At 72.9% G+C, this 15,298-nt stretch carries 13 protein-coding genes and 1 pseudogene; 12 read left to right on the forward strand and 2 right to left on the reverse strand.

The window, feature by feature from the left end:
• Positions 1-41: 41 nt before the first annotated feature.
• From aroB to nusB, 6 genes are all read left to right on the forward strand, one after another.
• Complete coding sequence (aroB, locus tag ABWK99_RS05570) at positions 42-1,181, forward strand: 3-dehydroquinate synthase (protein WP_372593710.1); 1,140 nt, start codon at positions 42-44, stop codon at positions 1,179-1,181.
• 59 nt (positions 1,182-1,240) lie between these two features.
• A complete protein-coding gene (locus ABWK99_RS05575) occupies positions 1,241-1,681 on the forward strand; it encodes a type II 3-dehydroquinate dehydratase (protein ID WP_372593711.1) in 441 nt (146 codons plus the stop codon).
• A gap of 65 nt (positions 1,682-1,746) precedes the next feature.
• The gene (locus ABWK99_RS05580) at positions 1,747-2,352 is read left to right on the forward strand and encodes a hypothetical protein (protein WP_372593712.1); all 606 of its coding nucleotides are present in this window, start codon (positions 1,747-1,749) and stop codon (positions 2,350-2,352) included.
• Positions 2,349-2,732 carry a hypothetical protein gene (locus tag ABWK99_RS05585; protein WP_372593713.1) on the forward strand — a complete coding sequence of 128 codons (384 nt, stop codon included), beginning with the start codon at positions 2,349-2,351 and terminating at the stop codon, positions 2,730-2,732. The genes ABWK99_RS05580 and ABWK99_RS05585 overlap by 4 nt, the downstream gene beginning before the upstream one ends.
• Before the next feature lie 124 nt (positions 2,733-2,856).
• Positions 2,857-3,420 carry an elongation factor P gene (gene efp, locus ABWK99_RS05590; RefSeq protein ID WP_372593714.1) on the forward strand — a complete coding sequence of 188 codons (564 nt, stop codon included), beginning with the start codon at positions 2,857-2,859 and terminating at the stop codon, positions 3,418-3,420.
• Position 3,421: 1 nt separating this feature from the next.
• Complete coding sequence (gene nusB / locus ABWK99_RS05595; RefSeq protein WP_372593715.1) at positions 3,422-3,838, forward strand: transcription antitermination factor NusB; 417 nt, start codon at positions 3,422-3,424, stop codon at positions 3,836-3,838.
• Positions 3,839-3,905: 67 nt separating this feature from the next.
• Here the strand turns inward: nusB and ABWK99_RS05600 are convergent, their stop codons facing one another.
• Both ABWK99_RS05600 and ABWK99_RS05605 read right to left on the reverse strand, forming a co-directional pair.
• Entirely contained in the window at positions 3,906-6,206 is a 2,301-nt protein-coding gene (locus ABWK99_RS05600; protein ID WP_372593716.1) for a putative bifunctional diguanylate cyclase/phosphodiesterase, read from the reverse strand.
• A 65-nt stretch (positions 6,207-6,271) separates the two neighbouring features.
• Positions 6,272-9,610, reverse strand: a complete 3,339-nt coding sequence (locus tag ABWK99_RS05605) for a proline dehydrogenase family protein (RefSeq protein WP_372593717.1) — start codon at positions 9,608-9,610, stop codon at positions 6,272-6,274.
• A 90-nt stretch (positions 9,611-9,700) separates the two neighbouring features.
• Here ABWK99_RS05605 and ABWK99_RS05610 point away from each other — a divergent pair, with 90 nt between their 5' ends.
• The 6 genes and pseudogenes from ABWK99_RS05610 to carB form a co-directional block, all read left to right on the forward strand.
• Positions 9,701-10,477, forward strand: coding sequence for a helix-turn-helix domain-containing protein (locus ABWK99_RS05610; RefSeq protein ID WP_372593718.1), 777 nt, complete (start codon positions 9,701-9,703; stop codon positions 10,475-10,477).
• Positions 10,478-10,538: 61 nt separating this feature from the next.
• Entirely contained in the window at positions 10,539-11,129 is a 591-nt protein-coding gene (pyrR, locus tag ABWK99_RS05615) for a bifunctional pyr operon transcriptional regulator/uracil phosphoribosyltransferase PyrR (RefSeq protein ID WP_372593719.1), read from the forward strand.
• Positions 11,126-12,112, forward strand: a complete 987-nt coding sequence (locus ABWK99_RS05620; RefSeq protein ID WP_372593720.1) for an aspartate carbamoyltransferase catalytic subunit — start codon at positions 11,126-11,128, stop codon at positions 12,110-12,112. Before pyrR ends, ABWK99_RS05620 begins: the two co-directional genes overlap by 4 nt.
• A complete protein-coding gene (locus ABWK99_RS05625) occupies positions 12,109-13,437 on the forward strand; it encodes a dihydroorotase (RefSeq protein ID WP_372593721.1) in 1,329 nt (442 codons plus the stop codon). The genes ABWK99_RS05620 and ABWK99_RS05625 overlap by 4 nt, the downstream gene beginning before the upstream one ends.
• Complete coding sequence (carA, locus tag ABWK99_RS05630; protein ID WP_372593722.1) at positions 13,434-14,636, forward strand: glutamine-hydrolyzing carbamoyl-phosphate synthase small subunit; 1,203 nt, start codon at positions 13,434-13,436, stop codon at positions 14,634-14,636. The genes ABWK99_RS05625 and carA overlap by 4 nt, the downstream gene beginning before the upstream one ends.
• Positions 14,620-15,298: pseudogene (gene carB / locus ABWK99_RS05635) on the forward strand (carbamoyl phosphate synthase large subunit); the annotation flags it as partial. The gene carA and the pseudogene carB, both read left to right, overlap by 17 nt.

Here is a 15,298-nt window from a genome sequence, read left to right on the forward strand (position 1 = left end):
GGCACCAGCGCAGGCCCCGACAGGGGCCAGGAGGAGAGCTCATGAGCTCCACCCACGGCGGCACCGCCGGCCCGACCCGGATCACCGTCGGCGGGACGGCGCCGTACGACGTCGTCGTAGGCCACCGCCTGCTCGGGGAGCTCCCTGGCCTGCTCGGCGAGCGCGTCCAGCGCGTGCTGATCGTGCACCCCGGGGCACTGGCGACCTCCGCCGAGGCCGTGCGTGAGGACCTGGCGGGACTCGGCTACGAGGTCTACCTCGCCGAGGTCCCCGAGGCGGAGGAGTCCAAGACCGCCCAGGTCGCGGGCTTCTGCTGGCAGGTGCTCGGGCAGGCAGGGTTCACCCGTAGCGACGCCGTCGTGGGGCTGGGTGGGGGAGCCACGACGGACCTCGCCGGCTTCGTGGCCGCGACCTGGCTGCGCGGGATCGCCGTCGTGCAGGTCCCGACCACCTTGCTGGCGATGGTGGATGCCGCCGTCGGCGGCAAGACGGGGATCAACACCGCGGAGGGCAAGAACCTCGTCGGGGCCTTCCACCCACCCGTCGGGGTGCTGTGCGACCTCACTGCCCTCGAGACCCTCCCGGTCAACGACCGCGTCGCCGGTCTCGCCGAGGTCATCAAGGCGGGGTTCATCGCCGACCCGCGGATCCTCGAGCTGGTCGAGGCCGACCCTGCTGCGCTCGTCGCGGCGGAGCCCACGGCCGAGGCCTGGGCGACGCTGCGTGAGCTGGTCGAGCGCGCCGTGCGGGTCAAGGCGGAGGTCGTCGGCCAGGACCTGCGTGAGGCGGGGCTGCGCGAGATCCTCAACTACGGGCACACCTTCGGCCACGCGATCGAGCTGACGGAGCGCTTCTCCTGGCGGCACGGGGCGGCCGTGGCGGTCGGCATGGTCTACGCGGCCGAGCTCGCGCGGCTGGCCGGGCGGCTGGACGACGCCGTCGTGGCGCGGCACCGCTCGGTGCTCGAGTCCGTCGGCCTGCCGACGAGCTATCGCGAGGACCGCTGGGACCAGCTCCTCGTCGCGATGCGCCGGGACAAGAAGACCAGGGGCGACCTGCTCCGCTTCGTCGTGCTCGACGGCATCGCGCGTCCGTCCCGGCTGGAGGGCCCCGATCCGACGCTGCTCGCGGCGGCGTACGCGGAGGTCTCGCGGCCGGCCTCCGGAGCCGTGCTGCTCTGAGGCGCGCGGACCGTCCGCTCATGCCGGGGCTGGTCACCCTCATCCCCTAGCCTTGCCGCATGACGCGCGTGCTGCTGCTCAACGGACCGAACCTCGGGCGACTGGGGGTGCGGGAGCCGGAGATCTACGGCAGCACCACGCTCGCCGAGCTTCTCGAGTCCGCCGTGGGCTGGGGGGAGCGGCTGGGACTCGAGGTCGACGGCCGCCAGACGGATGACGAGTCGGAGCTCGTCTCCTGGCTGCACGAGGCCGTCGACACCCGCTCGCATGTCGTGCTCAACCCGGCGGCCTTCACGCACTACTCCTACGCCATGCGCGACGCCGCGGCCCAGGTGACCGATGTCGGCCTGCTCCTGGTCGAGGTGCACCTGTCCAACCCCGCAGCACGCGAGTCCTTCCGGCACACGAGCGTGGTGGCAGCGGTCGCGACCGGGACCGTGGCGGGGTTCGGGACGGACTCCTACCGACTCGCTCTCGAGGCCGTCGCGGCGCGGCTCTGACATGGTCAACGAATTCACAAGCCCGGGGGCTTGTTGTCGCAGATACAAGCCGTTAGCCTTGTGACATGTTCGTCATGACGGTGGACCAGGAAGGCAGCAGGAGCGCGGGGGATCGCGTCCCGGAGCTCCTCGAGGACCTCGCAGCTGCCGAGCCGGCCCGGTACGCGATCCGCCCCTTCAGCCGGACGGTCGGGGACGAGGTCCAGGCCGTGTTCGCCGACCCGGAGCGCGCGGTCTCGACGGCGCTGATGCTGCTGCGTCGGGGCGGGTGGTCGGTGGGGCTCGGCGCGGGCCCGGTGGACGAGCCCTTGCCTGCCGAGTCCCGGGCGGGCTCGGGGCCGGCCTTCGTCCTGGCCCGCGAGGCCGTCGAACGGGCCAAGTCGCGTTCCCGTCCTGTCCCGCTCGCGGTCGTCGGCGTCGACGCCGACCGCGCAGGTGAGTGCGAGGCTGTGCTGACCATGCTCGGATCGGTCTCGCGCCGACGCTCGGAGGCCGGCTGGGCCGCCGTCGACGCGCTGCTCGCCCAGCCCCGGGGCAGTCAGGAGGACCTGGCCAGGACGCTGGGGATCTCGCAGCAGGCGGTCAGCCAGAGGCTGCGCGGTGCGCAGTGGTACGAGGAGGCGGCGCTCGTCCCGCTCGCCGTCCGGCTGCTCGAGGAGGCACAGGGATGACGCTGCTCGTGATCGGCGCGATGCTCGTGCTCAGCGGTGCCGGCGGCTGGCCGCTGGTCGCAGGGATCCTGCACCTGGCGGCGCGGTCGGCGGACTCCGGGGGGCAGCAGGCGCAGGAGGGGGCGGACGAGGCGCCCGACCGGTCCGGAGCGCTGCGCGGCGGCACCTGGATCGGCGTGCTCGAACGGCTCGCCGTCACGGCCACGCTCGCTGCCGGATTCCCCGAGGGCGTAGCCATCGTCGTCGCGATCAAGGGCCTGGGCCGCTTCTCCGAGCTGGCCAAGAACCCCGACTCCTCCGAGCGCTTCGTCATCGGGACGCTCGCCTCGCTCCTGTGGGCCGGGGTGGTGGGCGGTCTTGCCCGGGTCTACCTCGGCTGAGGGGCGCGGCGGGGCGTGCCGTCGTCGGGAAGCGTCGAGCCGGTACACTGATCGCCGCTGAGCGCATCCGCTGCGTTCGCCCTGGGCTCTCCCGCCCCCACCACGACCCGACAGGAACTGCGCTGTGGCCACCACGAACGACCTGAAGAACGGCATCGTCCTGAAGATCGACGGACAGCTCTGGACCGTCATCGAGTTCCAGCACGTCAAGCCGGGCAAGGGTGGCGCGTTCGTCCGCACGAAGCTCAAGAACGTCCTCTCGGGCAAGGTCGTGGACCGTACCTTCAACGCCGGCCTCAAGGTCGAGACCGCGACGGTCGACAAGCGCGACATGCAGTACCTGTACAAGGACGGAAACGACTTCGTCTTCATGGACGGCTCGACGTTCGAGCAGCTCATGGTCAGCGAGGAGACGGTCGGCTCCGCCGCGGACTACATGCTGGAGAACCAGAACGCGCTCGTCGCCACGCACGAGGGTGCCCCGCTGTACGTCGAGCTGCCGCCCTCGGTCGTCCTGGAGATCTCCTACACCGAGCCCGGCCTGCAGGGCGACCGTTCGACCGGCGGCACCAAGCCCGCGACCCTCGAGACGGGTGCCGAGATCCAGGTCCCGCTCTTCCTCGAGACCGGCACCAAGGTCAAGGTGGACACCCGCGACGGGTCCTACCTCGGCCGGGTGAACGACTGAGTTGGCCGCTCGCAGCAAGGCGCGCAAGCGCGCGGTGGACGTCCTCTTCGAGGCCGACCAGCGTCAGCGTCCCGCACTGGAGGTCCTCGCGGACCGGATCGCCGAGCCCGGGACCGAGTCGTCCCTTCCGCAGTACTCGGTCGACCTCGTCGAGGGGGTCGACGCGCACCGCGAGGAGATCGACGAGTACATCGCGACCTACTCGCACGGCTGGCTCCTCGAGCGGATGCCGGCCGTCGATCGCGCGGTGCTGCGGCTGGGCGTCTGGGAGCTGATGTTCAACGACGACGTGCCCGACGCCGTCGCGGTGGACGAGGCCGTCGAGCTCGCCCGTGCGCTGTCCACCGACGACTCGCCCGGCTTCATCAACGGGGTCCTCGGTCGGCTCCTCGACCTCAAGCCCACCCTGCTGGGCTGACGCGTCCGTGCCCGGCCGACCCTGAGCGGTCGGGACGGGCCGAGCCCTGGTCGTCGACCCGCCGCCGTCAGGCCGTGGCGGGCCTGGTCCAGTGCCGGGCAACCGCCGGCGCGAGGGTGATCATCGGCGAGCCGTCCTTGGCGTCCGGTCGTTGCGTGGGCGCTGAGCCTCGCCGCGAGGGGACACCGGGGGCCGGTCGGCCGAGCATGTGACCCTGGACGACGCTCACGCCCATCTGGATGAGGGCCTGGAGCTCCGAGCGCTGCTCGACGCCCTCCGCGACGATCCCGAAGCCGTGGGCCTCCGCCAGTGCGAGGATCGCCCGCAGGACGGCTGCACCCTCGGTGGTGCCGATGTCGTGCACGAAGGCACGGTCGATCTTGAGGGTGTGGATCGGCAGCTCGCCGAGACGGGACAGCGAGTTGTAGCCCGTGCCGAAGTCGTCGAGGGCGATCCTCGCCCCCCGCTCTGCGAAGGTGAGCAGGGAGGCCCGCACGTGCTGGGCGTCGTACAGCAGGGCGCTCTCGGTCACCTCGATCGTCAACCGGTCCCAACGGTCGGTCCCCCAGGAGTCCTCGACGTGCTTGACGAAGTCGGGCTCGTCGAGCTGTCGGGCGGCGACGTTGACGGCGACCGGGAGGTCGAACTCCTCCATGCCTCGACGGGCCGAGGCGAACATCTGCTGGCCGATCGGCACGATCAGGCCGGTCTCCTCGGCGAGGGGGAGCCAGTCGGCCGGGGCGCGCAGCTCCGAGCCGTGCTTCCACCGGGCGAGGACCTCGAGCCCGACGACCTCGAGGGTGACGGCGTCGGTGAGCGGCTGGAAGTAGGCGATGATCTCGCCCCCCGCGACGGCGGCCTCGAGCTCCGAACGCACCGTGCGCTGGTGCGTGAACTGGGTCCGCAGCCGGTCGTCGTAGAACGCGACGCCGCTGTGGGTCCGCTTCGCCTCGTGCATCGCCTCGTCGGCGGCGCGGAGCAGCGTGTCGCCGTCGGCCGGCTCACCAGGCGTCCACCGCGCGATCCCGACGGTCAACCGGGTCTCGGTCACGGCGTCGACGGTCGGGGCGAACCCGGCGCGCAGGCCACGGGCCAGTGTCCGCAGCTCCGCTGGCCCTGGGGCATCCGGGAGCACCACGGCGAACTCGTCGCTGCCGAGGCGCGCGAGGAAGGCTCCCTCGGCGACCGACTGGGCGAGGTACCGGCCCGCACGGACGAGGAGCTGGTCCCCGAAGGCGTGGCCGTGCCGGTCGTTCGCGTGCCGTAGCCCGTCGAGATCGGCCACCAGCAGGGCCAGTGCCGTGCCGGAGCCCTCGGCTGCTGTCAGGACACGCTCGAGGTGGTGGTCGAGGGCGGAGCGGTTGGGCAGACGGGTCAGCGCGTCGGTGAAGGCGGCCCTGGCGAGTCGATCGGTCAGGGCATGGCGATCGGCGGCCGTCGTGACGATCAGCTCGAGGTCGCGGAGGTAGGCCTGCTCGTCGGCGTCGAGCTCGCGGCCCGAGCCGAGGAAGAGCTCGGTCACGTGGCGGTCGGTCGAGACGGCCCTGACGGCGCCGTCGACGCTCGCGTCCACCAGGACGACCCTGCTCTCGGTGATCGCACCCTGGAGCACCTGGTCGGCGTCCTTGGCGATCCAGGCGGCGTTCGCGGCGCGGGCGAGGCTCGCGCGCATCCTCGAACGCCGGACCTCTGCGCGCCGCAGCTCGCCGATCCAGCTGGAGACCAGGATCTGCAGCCCGACGGCGAGCGGAAGGGCCCACACCCCGCGCAGCAGCTCGGAGAGGACCGAGGGCGGCGGCACTGCCGACGCCACCAGGAGCACCGCGGAGACGAAGCCCGTCAGGCTGAGCACCGCGCCGACCGCCGTGATGCGGGTCCGGCGCAGGCTGTACGCGACGTAGACGGCGATCGCCATCAACGGGACGAGGTCGACCGTCGTGGCCACGGCCCCGTACTGCGGGAGACCGTCCACCCTGCTGTGCGTGTAGAGCAGGTCGGTGCCCACCCACAGCACGGTCCCGAAGAGGTACCAGGCGGCGGTCGCGGCGATCAGGGGCCGGACGTCCGGACCACCGGTGAAGGCGTGGATCGCGGGGAGGCTGAGGACGACGGCGGCACCGAGGGCGACGAAGCGCGCCAGCAGGACGGCGTCGGCGACGGCCCCCGTGGGGAGCAGGGTCGCGATCCCGTTGAGCAGGCTGACCGTCGCGAGCGCGAGCGACCAGACCAGGATCCAGCGGGGTCCAAGGGTGGACCGGTCGCCCCGCTCGGTCCGCAGCCACGAGGCCTGCACGGCGCAGGAGGCAAGCACGAGCCCGGCGACCACGCACTGGATCGCCGTGGACCACGCGAGGACGGGTTCGGGCACACCAGGAGCATCGGTGCGGCGGTGCGGACCCTTGAGCCGTGCCCTGTCCTCCGAAGGGGTGATGCTCAGTCAGGGGGAAGATGACCGAGGCGGTGCCGCGTGCGGCTCACGGACTGCTCGCGCAGGACGGTCAGCAGCTCGCGCCGGGCCGAGCAGAGCACGGGCCCGTCGAGCAGGGTGACCTCACCGGGACGCGCCGCTGCCGCCTCGCGCAGACCGGGGGTGTCGCCCACGGCACGCACCCGGCCCGTCACCGCCCCGGACAGCACCCGCGCGGTGAAGGCCTCGTCGCTCTCCTGCTGCACCTCGCTCACGGTCACCGCCGTCCCGACCGTCGCAGCGGCCGAGCGGACGCGCGCGAGCTGTTCGGGCGCCGCACCGTGGCCCGCCCGGAGCCACAGGTGCGGCACGGGCAGGTGGCGCAGCAGGTTCTCCTCCGCGGCAAGACCCGACGGGTCGGCCGGCACGGACAGCTCGGTGGCCCAGACGCGCGCGTCGTCCTCGACAGCCGCGGCCAGCCACGCGGTGGGGGAGGCCTCCCGGGAGGGAACCGTGTCGTCGTCGGCCCATCGGCCGAGCTGCGCCACGTAGTGCGGGCCTCCGGCCTTGGCCCCGGGGCCGACGGTCGAGGCCTTCCACCCGCCGAAGGGCTGGCGCCGGACGATCGCCCCGGTGATCCCGCGGTTGACGTAGGCATTGCCGACCTGGACCCGGTCGAGCCAGTGCGCGATCTCGTGCTCGTCGAGCGAGTGCAGACCCCCGGTCAGGCCGAAGCGCACGGCGTTCTGCAGGTCGATCGCCTCGTCGAGAGTGTCGGCCCGCATGACTCCCAGCACCGGGCCGAAGACCTCGGTCAGGTGGAAGGAGGAGCCGGGGCGGACGCCGTGCTTGACGCCGGGGCTCCACAGCCGGCCCTCCTCGTCGAGCCGACGGGGCTCGACGAGCCATGCCTCGCCGGGGTCAAGGGTGGTCAGGGCGCGGAGCAGCTTGCCCGACGCGGGCTCGGTGAGCGGACCCATCGTCGTGGCGAGGTCGGTCGGCGGGCCGACGTGCAGGCTCGTGACGGCATCGGCGAGCTGCCGGCGCAGCCGTGCCGAGCGTCCGGCCGAGCCGACGAGGATGAGCAAGGAGGCGGCGGAGCACTTCTGGCCGGCGTGGCCGAAGGCCGAGCGCACGACGTCGGAGATCGCCAGGTCGAGGTCCGCCGCGGGGGTCACGACGAGGGCGTTCTTCCCCGAGGTCTCCGCCAGCACCTGCAGGTCGGGCCGCCAGGACGCGAAGAGCTCCGCGGTCTCGATCGACCCCGTGAGCACGACGCGGACCACCTCGGGGTGGCTCACCAGCCGACGCCCGACCTCGCCCTCGGGGCAGAGCGCGACCTGGAGCACGTCGTCCGGCAGACCCGACTCGGCGAGCGCACCGCGGATTGCGGCCATCGCGATCCGCGCGCAGCGAGGCGTCGGCGGGGCGGGCTTGACGATCACGGGGGAACCGGCGGCGAGCGCGGCGAGCACCGATCCGACGGGGATCGCGACCGGGAAGTTCCACGGCGGCGTGACGACGGTCACCCCGTCCGGGCGGAACCTGGCCCCCGGGGTGCGGCCGTCGGCCAGGAGCTCGGCCTGCTCGGCGTAGTAGCGGGCGAAGTCGACGGCCTCGCTCACCTCGGGGTCCGCCTCGGCGACGGTCTTGCCCGCCTCCTGGACCATCATGGCGACCAGGTCCGTCCTGGCCTCCTCCAGCCGTCGGGCTGCCAGCCGCAGCGCCGACGCCCGCAGGCTCGGCGCGGTCGCGGCGAAGGCGTCCCGCAGGCGGGTGGCGACGGCGACGGCGGCGTCGACCTCCTCGACGGTGCCGATCGGCAGCCCGGGCGGGACCTCGACCACTCGCGTGAGCAGGGCCCCGGCCCAGGCGCGGGACTCGGCGACGGCGGGGTCGGTGTCCGGGGTGTTGGCGAAGCCCGTCCCGAGGGTCGGTGCCGCGCGGGCGGTCCGCCGCGGCGCGCTGCTGACCGTGCCGGCCTGCGCGACCGAGGCAAGGAAGGCGGACCGCTGGGCGTCCAGGCCCACCTGCGCCGCGGCCTCCCGTACCGCGTCCGGCTCGGCGAACAGGGCGTGCAGGAAGTTCTGCGGGGCGGCGTTCTCCTCCAGCCGTCGCACGAGGTAGGCGATCGCCACGTCGAAGTCCGAGCGCGCGACCACCGGTGTGTAGAGGATCACCCCTCCTGCCTGCGCAGGGGACGAGTCGTCCCGGCTCACGGTGTCCCGGACGGCGCGGGCCTGTGCCGGGGCCATGCCCTGGAGCATCTCGACGTCCAGCGCCTCGCTCACGCCGCGATCGGCCGCGAGCAGGTGCGCCAGGGCGAGGTGGACGAGGTTGTGGCTCGCGACCCCGACCCGCATCGAGGAGGCCAGCCGAGGGTCCAGCGCGCGATCCAGCAGGCGGACGTAGTTCGCGTCGACCTCGGGCTTGCTCGGGTACGGCGCCTGCTCCCAGCCGTGGATCTCGGCCTCGACCTGCTCCATCGCGAGGTTCGCGCCCTTGACCAGCCGGACCTTCACGCGAGCGCCACCCGCCTCGACCCGCCGGCGCGCGATCTCCGCGAGCTCCTCGTGCGCGGCGAGGGTGTCCGGGAGGTAGGCCTGCAGGACGATGCCCAGCGGCATGTCGGCCAGCTCCGGCTCGGCGCACAGCCGCTCGAAGACGGCGACCGTCAGTGCGAGGTCCCGGTACTCCTCCATGTCGAGGTTGACGAAGGTCCCGTGCGCCCGCGCGGTGCGGTACAGCGGGAGGAGGGTCGCCACGACCCGGTCCCTGCTTGCGGCGGTGTCCCAGGTCGACAGCTGGCTGGCGACCGAGGACACCTTGATCGAGACGTAGTCCACGTCGGGCCGCTCGACCAGCGCCGACACCCGACCGAGCCGCGCGGCGGCCTCCGCCTCGCCGAGCACCGCCTCGCCGAGCAGGTTGAGGTTGAGCCGGAAGCCCTCGGCTCGTGCGGCGGCGAGGTGCGGACCCAGGCCGCGTCCCGCATCGGCCACCAGGTGACCGACGAGCTGGCGCAGGCGGAACCGTGCCGCGGGGACCACGACGCGGGGAAGGACCGGCGCCAGGCGGGTGCCGAGCTCGAGCAGGCCCGAGTCCACCGGACCGAGGAAGCTCGCCGAGCCGGACCAGCGCCGCAGCTCGGCCAGCTCGGCCGCGGCGACGTGCACGTCCTCGGGGCGTGCCACGCGGTCGACGAAGCGCAGCGCGAGCTCGAGCCCGGCGGGGTCGGACACGAGGGAGGCGAGGCGCCCGGTCGTCCGTCGCTCGCGCGGGGTCTGCCCTGCCGTGGTCGCGGTGATCCACTGCTGCGCGAGCGCGACGGCTGAGTCGACCTGCTCGGGGGTGATCGGCGTCATCGGCACAGGGTGCCGCGGGCCGCGCCGTTCGTCTTGTACGGATTCGACACCGGCTCGTGCCGGGAGGACGGGCCTTGGTAGCGTCCGCGCATGCCCGCTCGTGCCGCCACCGACTCCTCGTGGCCCGAACGTGAGGCGCTGCTCTCGGCGCTGTCGCCCGAGCTCCTCGGTCTGATGGACGAGCTGGCCGCCACGATGTTCTGCGCGAAGGACACCACCGGCCGCTACGTCGCGGTGAACCAGGCCTTCGTCGACCGCACGAGCGAGCGCTCCAGGCGAGCCGTCGTCGGACGGACCGCGCACGACCTCTTCGTCGGGCACCTCGCCGAGCACTACGCCGAGCAGGACACCCAGGTGCTGCGCACCGGTCAGCCGGTGCGCCGCGAGCTCGAGCTGATCCTGCGCCCCGGCGGGGTCGCCGGGTGGTACCTGACGAGCAAGGTGCCGGTGCGCGCCGGTGGGTCGATCGTCGGCCTGGTCAGCATCTCGGAGGACCTCCGACGCCAGGACGCCGCCGATGCCGTGGTGGCCTCCGTCGAGCAGGTCGTGGCCCTGCTCGCCTCGCGCCCTCCGGGGCCGGTCACCATCGCGGAGATGGCAGCCGCGGCCGGCTGCTCGGCCTCGACCCTCGAGCGGCGGATGCGGGCCGTCTTCTCGCTCTCCCCTCAGCAGTACGTGCTGCGCACCCGCATCGACCGAGCGGCCGAGCTCCTGTCGGCGACGGCGCTCCCGCTCGCCGAGGTGGCCACCGCCTCGGGCTTCTACGACCAGGCGGTCCTCACCCGTGCCTTCGGCCGCCTGACGGGGGAGACGCCCGCGCAGTTCAGGCGGCGGACACGCGGCACGGCGGCGTCGGGCGTCAGGTAGGGTCTGGCTCGTCAGATTTCCTTTAAGACCCGTCCGGTGAGGCGGGGAAGGAGGTCGCCAGATGTCCTCTGGCCCCAGCACGCCCGTCGTCCCCTCGGACGACACCCCGCCGACCGGCACCGAGGTGCTCGGATCCGCGGAGATCGCCCGGGCACTGACCCGGATCGCGCACGAGATCCTCGAACGCCACGGCGGAGCCGACGACCTCGTCCTGCTCGGGATCCCCACGCGTGGCCTCCCGCTCGCGCACCGTCTCGCGGCGAAGATCGCCGAGGTCGAGGGTGTCGCGGAACGCGACCACGTCGGCGTGCTCGACGTGACGATGTACCGCGACGACCTGCACCGCCAGCCCACGCGGTCGATCGGCTCGACCGACCTCCCGCCCGGCGGGGTCGACGACAAGGTCGTCGTCCTCGTCGACGACGTCCTGTACTCCGGACGCACCATCCGTGCCGCGCTCGACGCGATCAACGACGTCGGCCGGCCGCGCGCCGTGCAGCTGGCCGTGCTCGTGGACCGAGGTCACCGCGAGCTGCCCATCCGGGCGGACTACGTCGGGAAGAACCTGCCGACCTCCCGCGAGGAGAAGGTCGCGGTGCGGCTCACGGAGGTCGACGGTACCGACAGCGTGCGGATCGAGGGGAAGCGATGAGACACCTGCTCAGTGCGGCCGACCTGGACCGCGACCAGGCGGTGCACGTCCTGGACACCGCGGCGGCGATGGCCGCGACCCAGGCCCGCGAGATCAAGAAGCTGCCGACCCTGCGGGGCCGGACGGTGGTGAACCTCTTCTTCGAGGACTCCACCCGGACCCGGATCTCCTTCGAGACCGCAGCGAAGCGGCTGTCCGCCGACGTCATCAACTTCAGCGCCAAGGGCTCGAGCGTCTCCAAGGGGGAGTCGCTCAAGGACACCGCGCTGACCCTCCAGGCCATGGGCGCCGACGCCGTCGTCATCCGGCACCAGGCCTCCGGCGCACCGCACCGCCTGGCGCACGCCGGATGGCTGGGCGCCTCGGTGCTCAACGCCGGTGACGGCACCCACCAGCACCCCACGCAGGCCCTGCTCGACGCCTTCACCCTGCGCCGGCACCTGCGGGCCTCCCAGGCCCACCCGGACGGTGTCGGCGCCGACCTCGCCGGGCTGCACGTGGTGATCGTCGGGGACGTGCTGCACTCGCGCGTCGCACGCTCGAACGTCCAGCTCCTGCACACCCTCGGCGCACGGGTGACCCTCGTCGCCCCGCCGACGCTCGTCCCGATCGGCGCCGAGCAGTGGCCGTGCGCCATCTCGTACCACCTGGACGAGGTCCTCGCCCAGCAGCCGGACGCCGTCATGATGCTCCGCGTCCAGCGGGAGAGGATGGGCGGCGCGGAGGCGGGGGGCGCCACGGGGTTCTTCCCCAGCCCGCTGGAGTACACGCGGTCCTACGGCTTGGACGTGCACCGGCTGCGTGCCCTGCCGCAGCACGGGATCGTGCTGCACCCCGGGCCCATGAACCGCGGGCTCGAGATCTCTGCGGACGCGGCCGACTCGCCGCAGTCCGTCATCGTCGAACAGGTCGCCAACGGCGTCGCCGTGCGGATGGCCGTGCTGTACCTGCTGCTGGCAGGGGAGAAGGAGACGTGGGCATGAGCCATCTGCTGACGGGGGTCGCCCCGCTGGGGGGCGCCGCGACGGACCTGCTCCTCGTGGACGGCCGCATCGCGGCTGTGGGCCCGGACGCGGCATCTGCCGCGCCCGAGGGGACGACCGTGATCGACGCGCAGGGGCTCGTCGCCCTTCCGGGCCTGGTCGACCTGCACACCCACCTGCGCGAGCCGGGCAGGGAGGACGCCGAGACGGTCGAGTCGGGGACCAGGGCCGCCGCGCTCGGCGGCTACACCTCCGTGCACGCCATGGCGAACACCTCGCCCGTCGCGGACACCGCAGGAGTGGTCGAGCAGGTGTGGCGACTGGGCCGCGACGCCGGCTGGGTCGACGTGCACCCGGTCGGCGCCGTGAGCGTCGGGCTCGCCGGGACCCAGCTCGCTGAGCTCGGCGCGATGGCCGGTTCGGCGGCGCAGGTGCGGGTCTTCTCCGACGACGGCATGTGTGTGCACGACCCCGTGCTCATGCGCCGTGCTCTGGAGTACGTCAAGGCCTTCGACGGAGTCATCGCTCAGCACAGCCAGGAGCCGCGGCTGACGCGCGGCGCGCAGATGCACGAGGGCGTCGTCTCGGCGGAGGTCGGCCTCGCCGGCTGGCCGGCGGTCGCCGAGGAGGCGATCATCGCCCGCGACGTGCTGCTCGCCCAGCACGTCGGCTCGCGGCTGCACGTGCTGCACCTGTCCACCGCCGGCTCGGTGGAGATCGTCCGCTGGGCCAAGGCCAGGGGGATCGCCGTCACGGCCGAGGCGACCCCGCACCACCTGCTGCTGACCGACGAGCTGGCGCGGTCCTACGACCCGCTGTACAAGGTCAACCCGCCGCTGCGCACGGCGGAGGACGTCGAGGCGCTGCGGGCGGGGCTCGCGGACGGGACGATCGACACGGTCGGCGCGGACCACGCCCCGCACAGCCGCGAGGACAAGGACTGCGAGTGGGCTGCCGCCGCGTTCGGGATGACCGGGCTGGAGACGGCGCTCGGCATCCTGTCCACGACGATGGTGCAGACCGGTCGGATGTCCTGGGCGGACCTGGCCCGGGTCATGTCGACGGCCCCGGCCCGGATCGGTCGGATCGACAGCGGCCCGTATGCGCAGGGCAGGCCCCTGGCGGTCGGTGAGCCGGCGAACGTCACGCTGGTCGACCCGTCCGCACGGTGGACGGTCGACCCGTCCGAGCAGGCCAGCCGCAGCCGGAACACGCCCTACGGCGGGCTGGACCTCACCGGTCGCGTGGTGGCGACCTTCCTGCGTGGCCGCCCGACGGTGCTCGACGGCCGCGCCGTCGAGCCGAGCACGGCAGGTGCCCGGTGAGCCGCGGCGAGCTCGCGCTGCTCGTCCTGGAGGACGGGACCGTCCACCGCGGGCGTGCCTACGGGGCGCGCGGGGCCACGGTCGGGGAGATCGTCTTCAACACCGGGATGACCGGGTACCAGGAGACCCTGACCGACCCGTCCTACCACCGGCAGATCGTCGTCATGACGGCCCCGCACATCGGCAACACCGGGATGAACGAGCAGGACCCGGAGTCGAGCCGGATCTGGGTCGCGGGCTACGTGCTCCGCGACCCTGCCGTGCGCCCCTCCAGCTGGCGGTCGGAGGGCGGGCTCGAGGAGAGCCTCGTCCGGTCCGGCGTCGTCGGCCTGTGCGAGGTCGACACCCGGGCGATCACCCGGCACCTGCGGGACCGCGGGGTGATGCGGGCAGGGATCTTCTCCGGTGACGCCCTGGTGGAGCCGGACGGACGTCCGCGCACCACGGAGGACCTGCGGGCGCAGGTCGTCGCGGCTCCCGCGATGGCGGGAGCCGACCTCGCGAGCGAGGTGAGCACCGCCACGACCTACACCGTCGAGCCCGTGCCCGGGAGCGTCCCGGACGGGGGCACTCCGCTCACGGTCGTCGCCGTGGACCTCGGGATCAAGTCGATGACTCCGCAGCGCCTCGCCGAGCGGGGGGTCCGGACCCATGTCGTGGCCTCCACCGCGACCAGCGAGGAGGTGCTCGCGCTGCGCCCGGACGGGGTGTTCTTCTCCAACGGCCCCGGTGACCCGGCCGCCGCCACCCACGAGGTGGACCTGCTGCGTGAGGTCCTCGACCGTCGGGTGCCGTTCTTCGGCATCTGCTACGGCAACCAGATCCTCGGGCGGGCACTCGGCTTCGGCACCTACAAGCTGCCCTTCGGGCACCGCGGGGTGAACCAGCCGGTCATGGACCGGCGCACCCGCAAGGTGGAGATCACCGCGCACAACCACGGATTCGCCGTGGACGCCCCGCTCGACGGTCCCACGCCCGCGCCGTACGACGACGGCAGGTACGGGCGGGTGGTGGTCTCGCACGTCGGTCTCAACGACGACGTCGTCGAAGGCCTCGAGTGCCTCGATCGGCCGGCCTTCTCCGTGCAGTACCACCCCGAGGCCGCGGCAGGTCCGCACGACGCGGCGTACCTGTTCGACCGCTTCGTCGACCTCATGACCTCGACCCGGACGGAGGCCTCGGATGCCGCGGCGCACTGACCTGACCAGCGTCCTGGTCGTGGGCTCCGGCCCGATCGTCATCGGCCAGGCGGCCGAGTTCGACTACTCCGGCACCCAGGCATGCCGTGTGCTGCGCGCCGAGGGCCTGCGGGTCATCCTGGTGAACTCGAACCCGGCCACGATCATGACGGACCCGGAGTTCGCGGACGCGACGTACATCGAGCCGATCACCACCGAGGTGATCGAGGCGATCATCGCCAAGGAGCGCCCCGACGCGATCCTGCCGACCCTCGGCGGCCAGACGGCTCTCAACGCCGCGATCGCCCTGGACGAGGCCGGGATCCTCGAGAAGTACGGCGTGGAGATGATCGGCGTGAACACCGCGTCGATCCACCTCGCCGAGGACCGCCAGGCCTTCAAGGAGGTCGTCGAGCGCTGCGGGGCCGAGAGCGCGCGCAGCGTCATCGGCCACACGATGGACGAGGTGCTCGGCGCCGCCGAGGAGCTCGGCTACCCCGTCGTGGTGCGTCCCTCGTTCACCATGGGCGGCCTCGGCTCCGGGATCGCTTTCGACGAGACCGACCTGCGGCGCATCGCCGGGGCGGGCCTGCACTACTCGCCCACCACCGAGGTGCTCCTGGAGGAGTCGATCCTCGGCTGGAAGGAGTTCGAGCTCGAGCTCATGCGCGACCACGCGGACA

The sequence above is a fragment of the Actinotalea sp. genome (genome assembly GCF_041597215.1).
GTDB lineage: Bacteria > Actinomycetota > Actinomycetes > Actinomycetales > Cellulomonadaceae > Actinotalea.

Coding starts and splice junctions, on each gene's coding strand:
- aroB (WP_372593710.1), top strand. CDS start 42: ATGAGCTCCACCCACGGCGGCACCGCCGGCCCGACCCGGATCACCGTC.
- ABWK99_RS05575 (WP_372593711.1), top strand. CDS start 1,241: ATGACGCGCGTGCTGCTGCTCAACGGACCGAACCTCGGGCGACTGGGG.
- ABWK99_RS05580 (WP_372593712.1), top strand. CDS start 1,747: ATGTTCGTCATGACGGTGGACCAGGAAGGCAGCAGGAGCGCGGGGGAT.
- ABWK99_RS05585 (WP_372593713.1), top strand. CDS start 2,349: ATGACGCTGCTCGTGATCGGCGCGATGCTCGTGCTCAGCGGTGCCGGC.
- ABWK99_RS05605 (WP_372593717.1), bottom strand. CDS start 9,610: ATGACGCCGATCACCCCCGAGCAGGTCGACTCAGCCGTCGCGCTCGCG.
- ABWK99_RS05610 (WP_372593718.1), top strand. CDS start 9,701: ATGCCCGCTCGTGCCGCCACCGACTCCTCGTGGCCCGAACGTGAGGCG.
- pyrR (WP_372593719.1), top strand. CDS start 10,539: ATGTCCTCTGGCCCCAGCACGCCCGTCGTCCCCTCGGACGACACCCCG.
- ABWK99_RS05620 (WP_372593720.1), top strand. CDS start 11,126: ATGAGACACCTGCTCAGTGCGGCCGACCTGGACCGCGACCAGGCGGTG.
- ABWK99_RS05625 (WP_372593721.1), top strand. CDS start 12,109: ATGAGCCATCTGCTGACGGGGGTCGCCCCGCTGGGGGGCGCCGCGACG.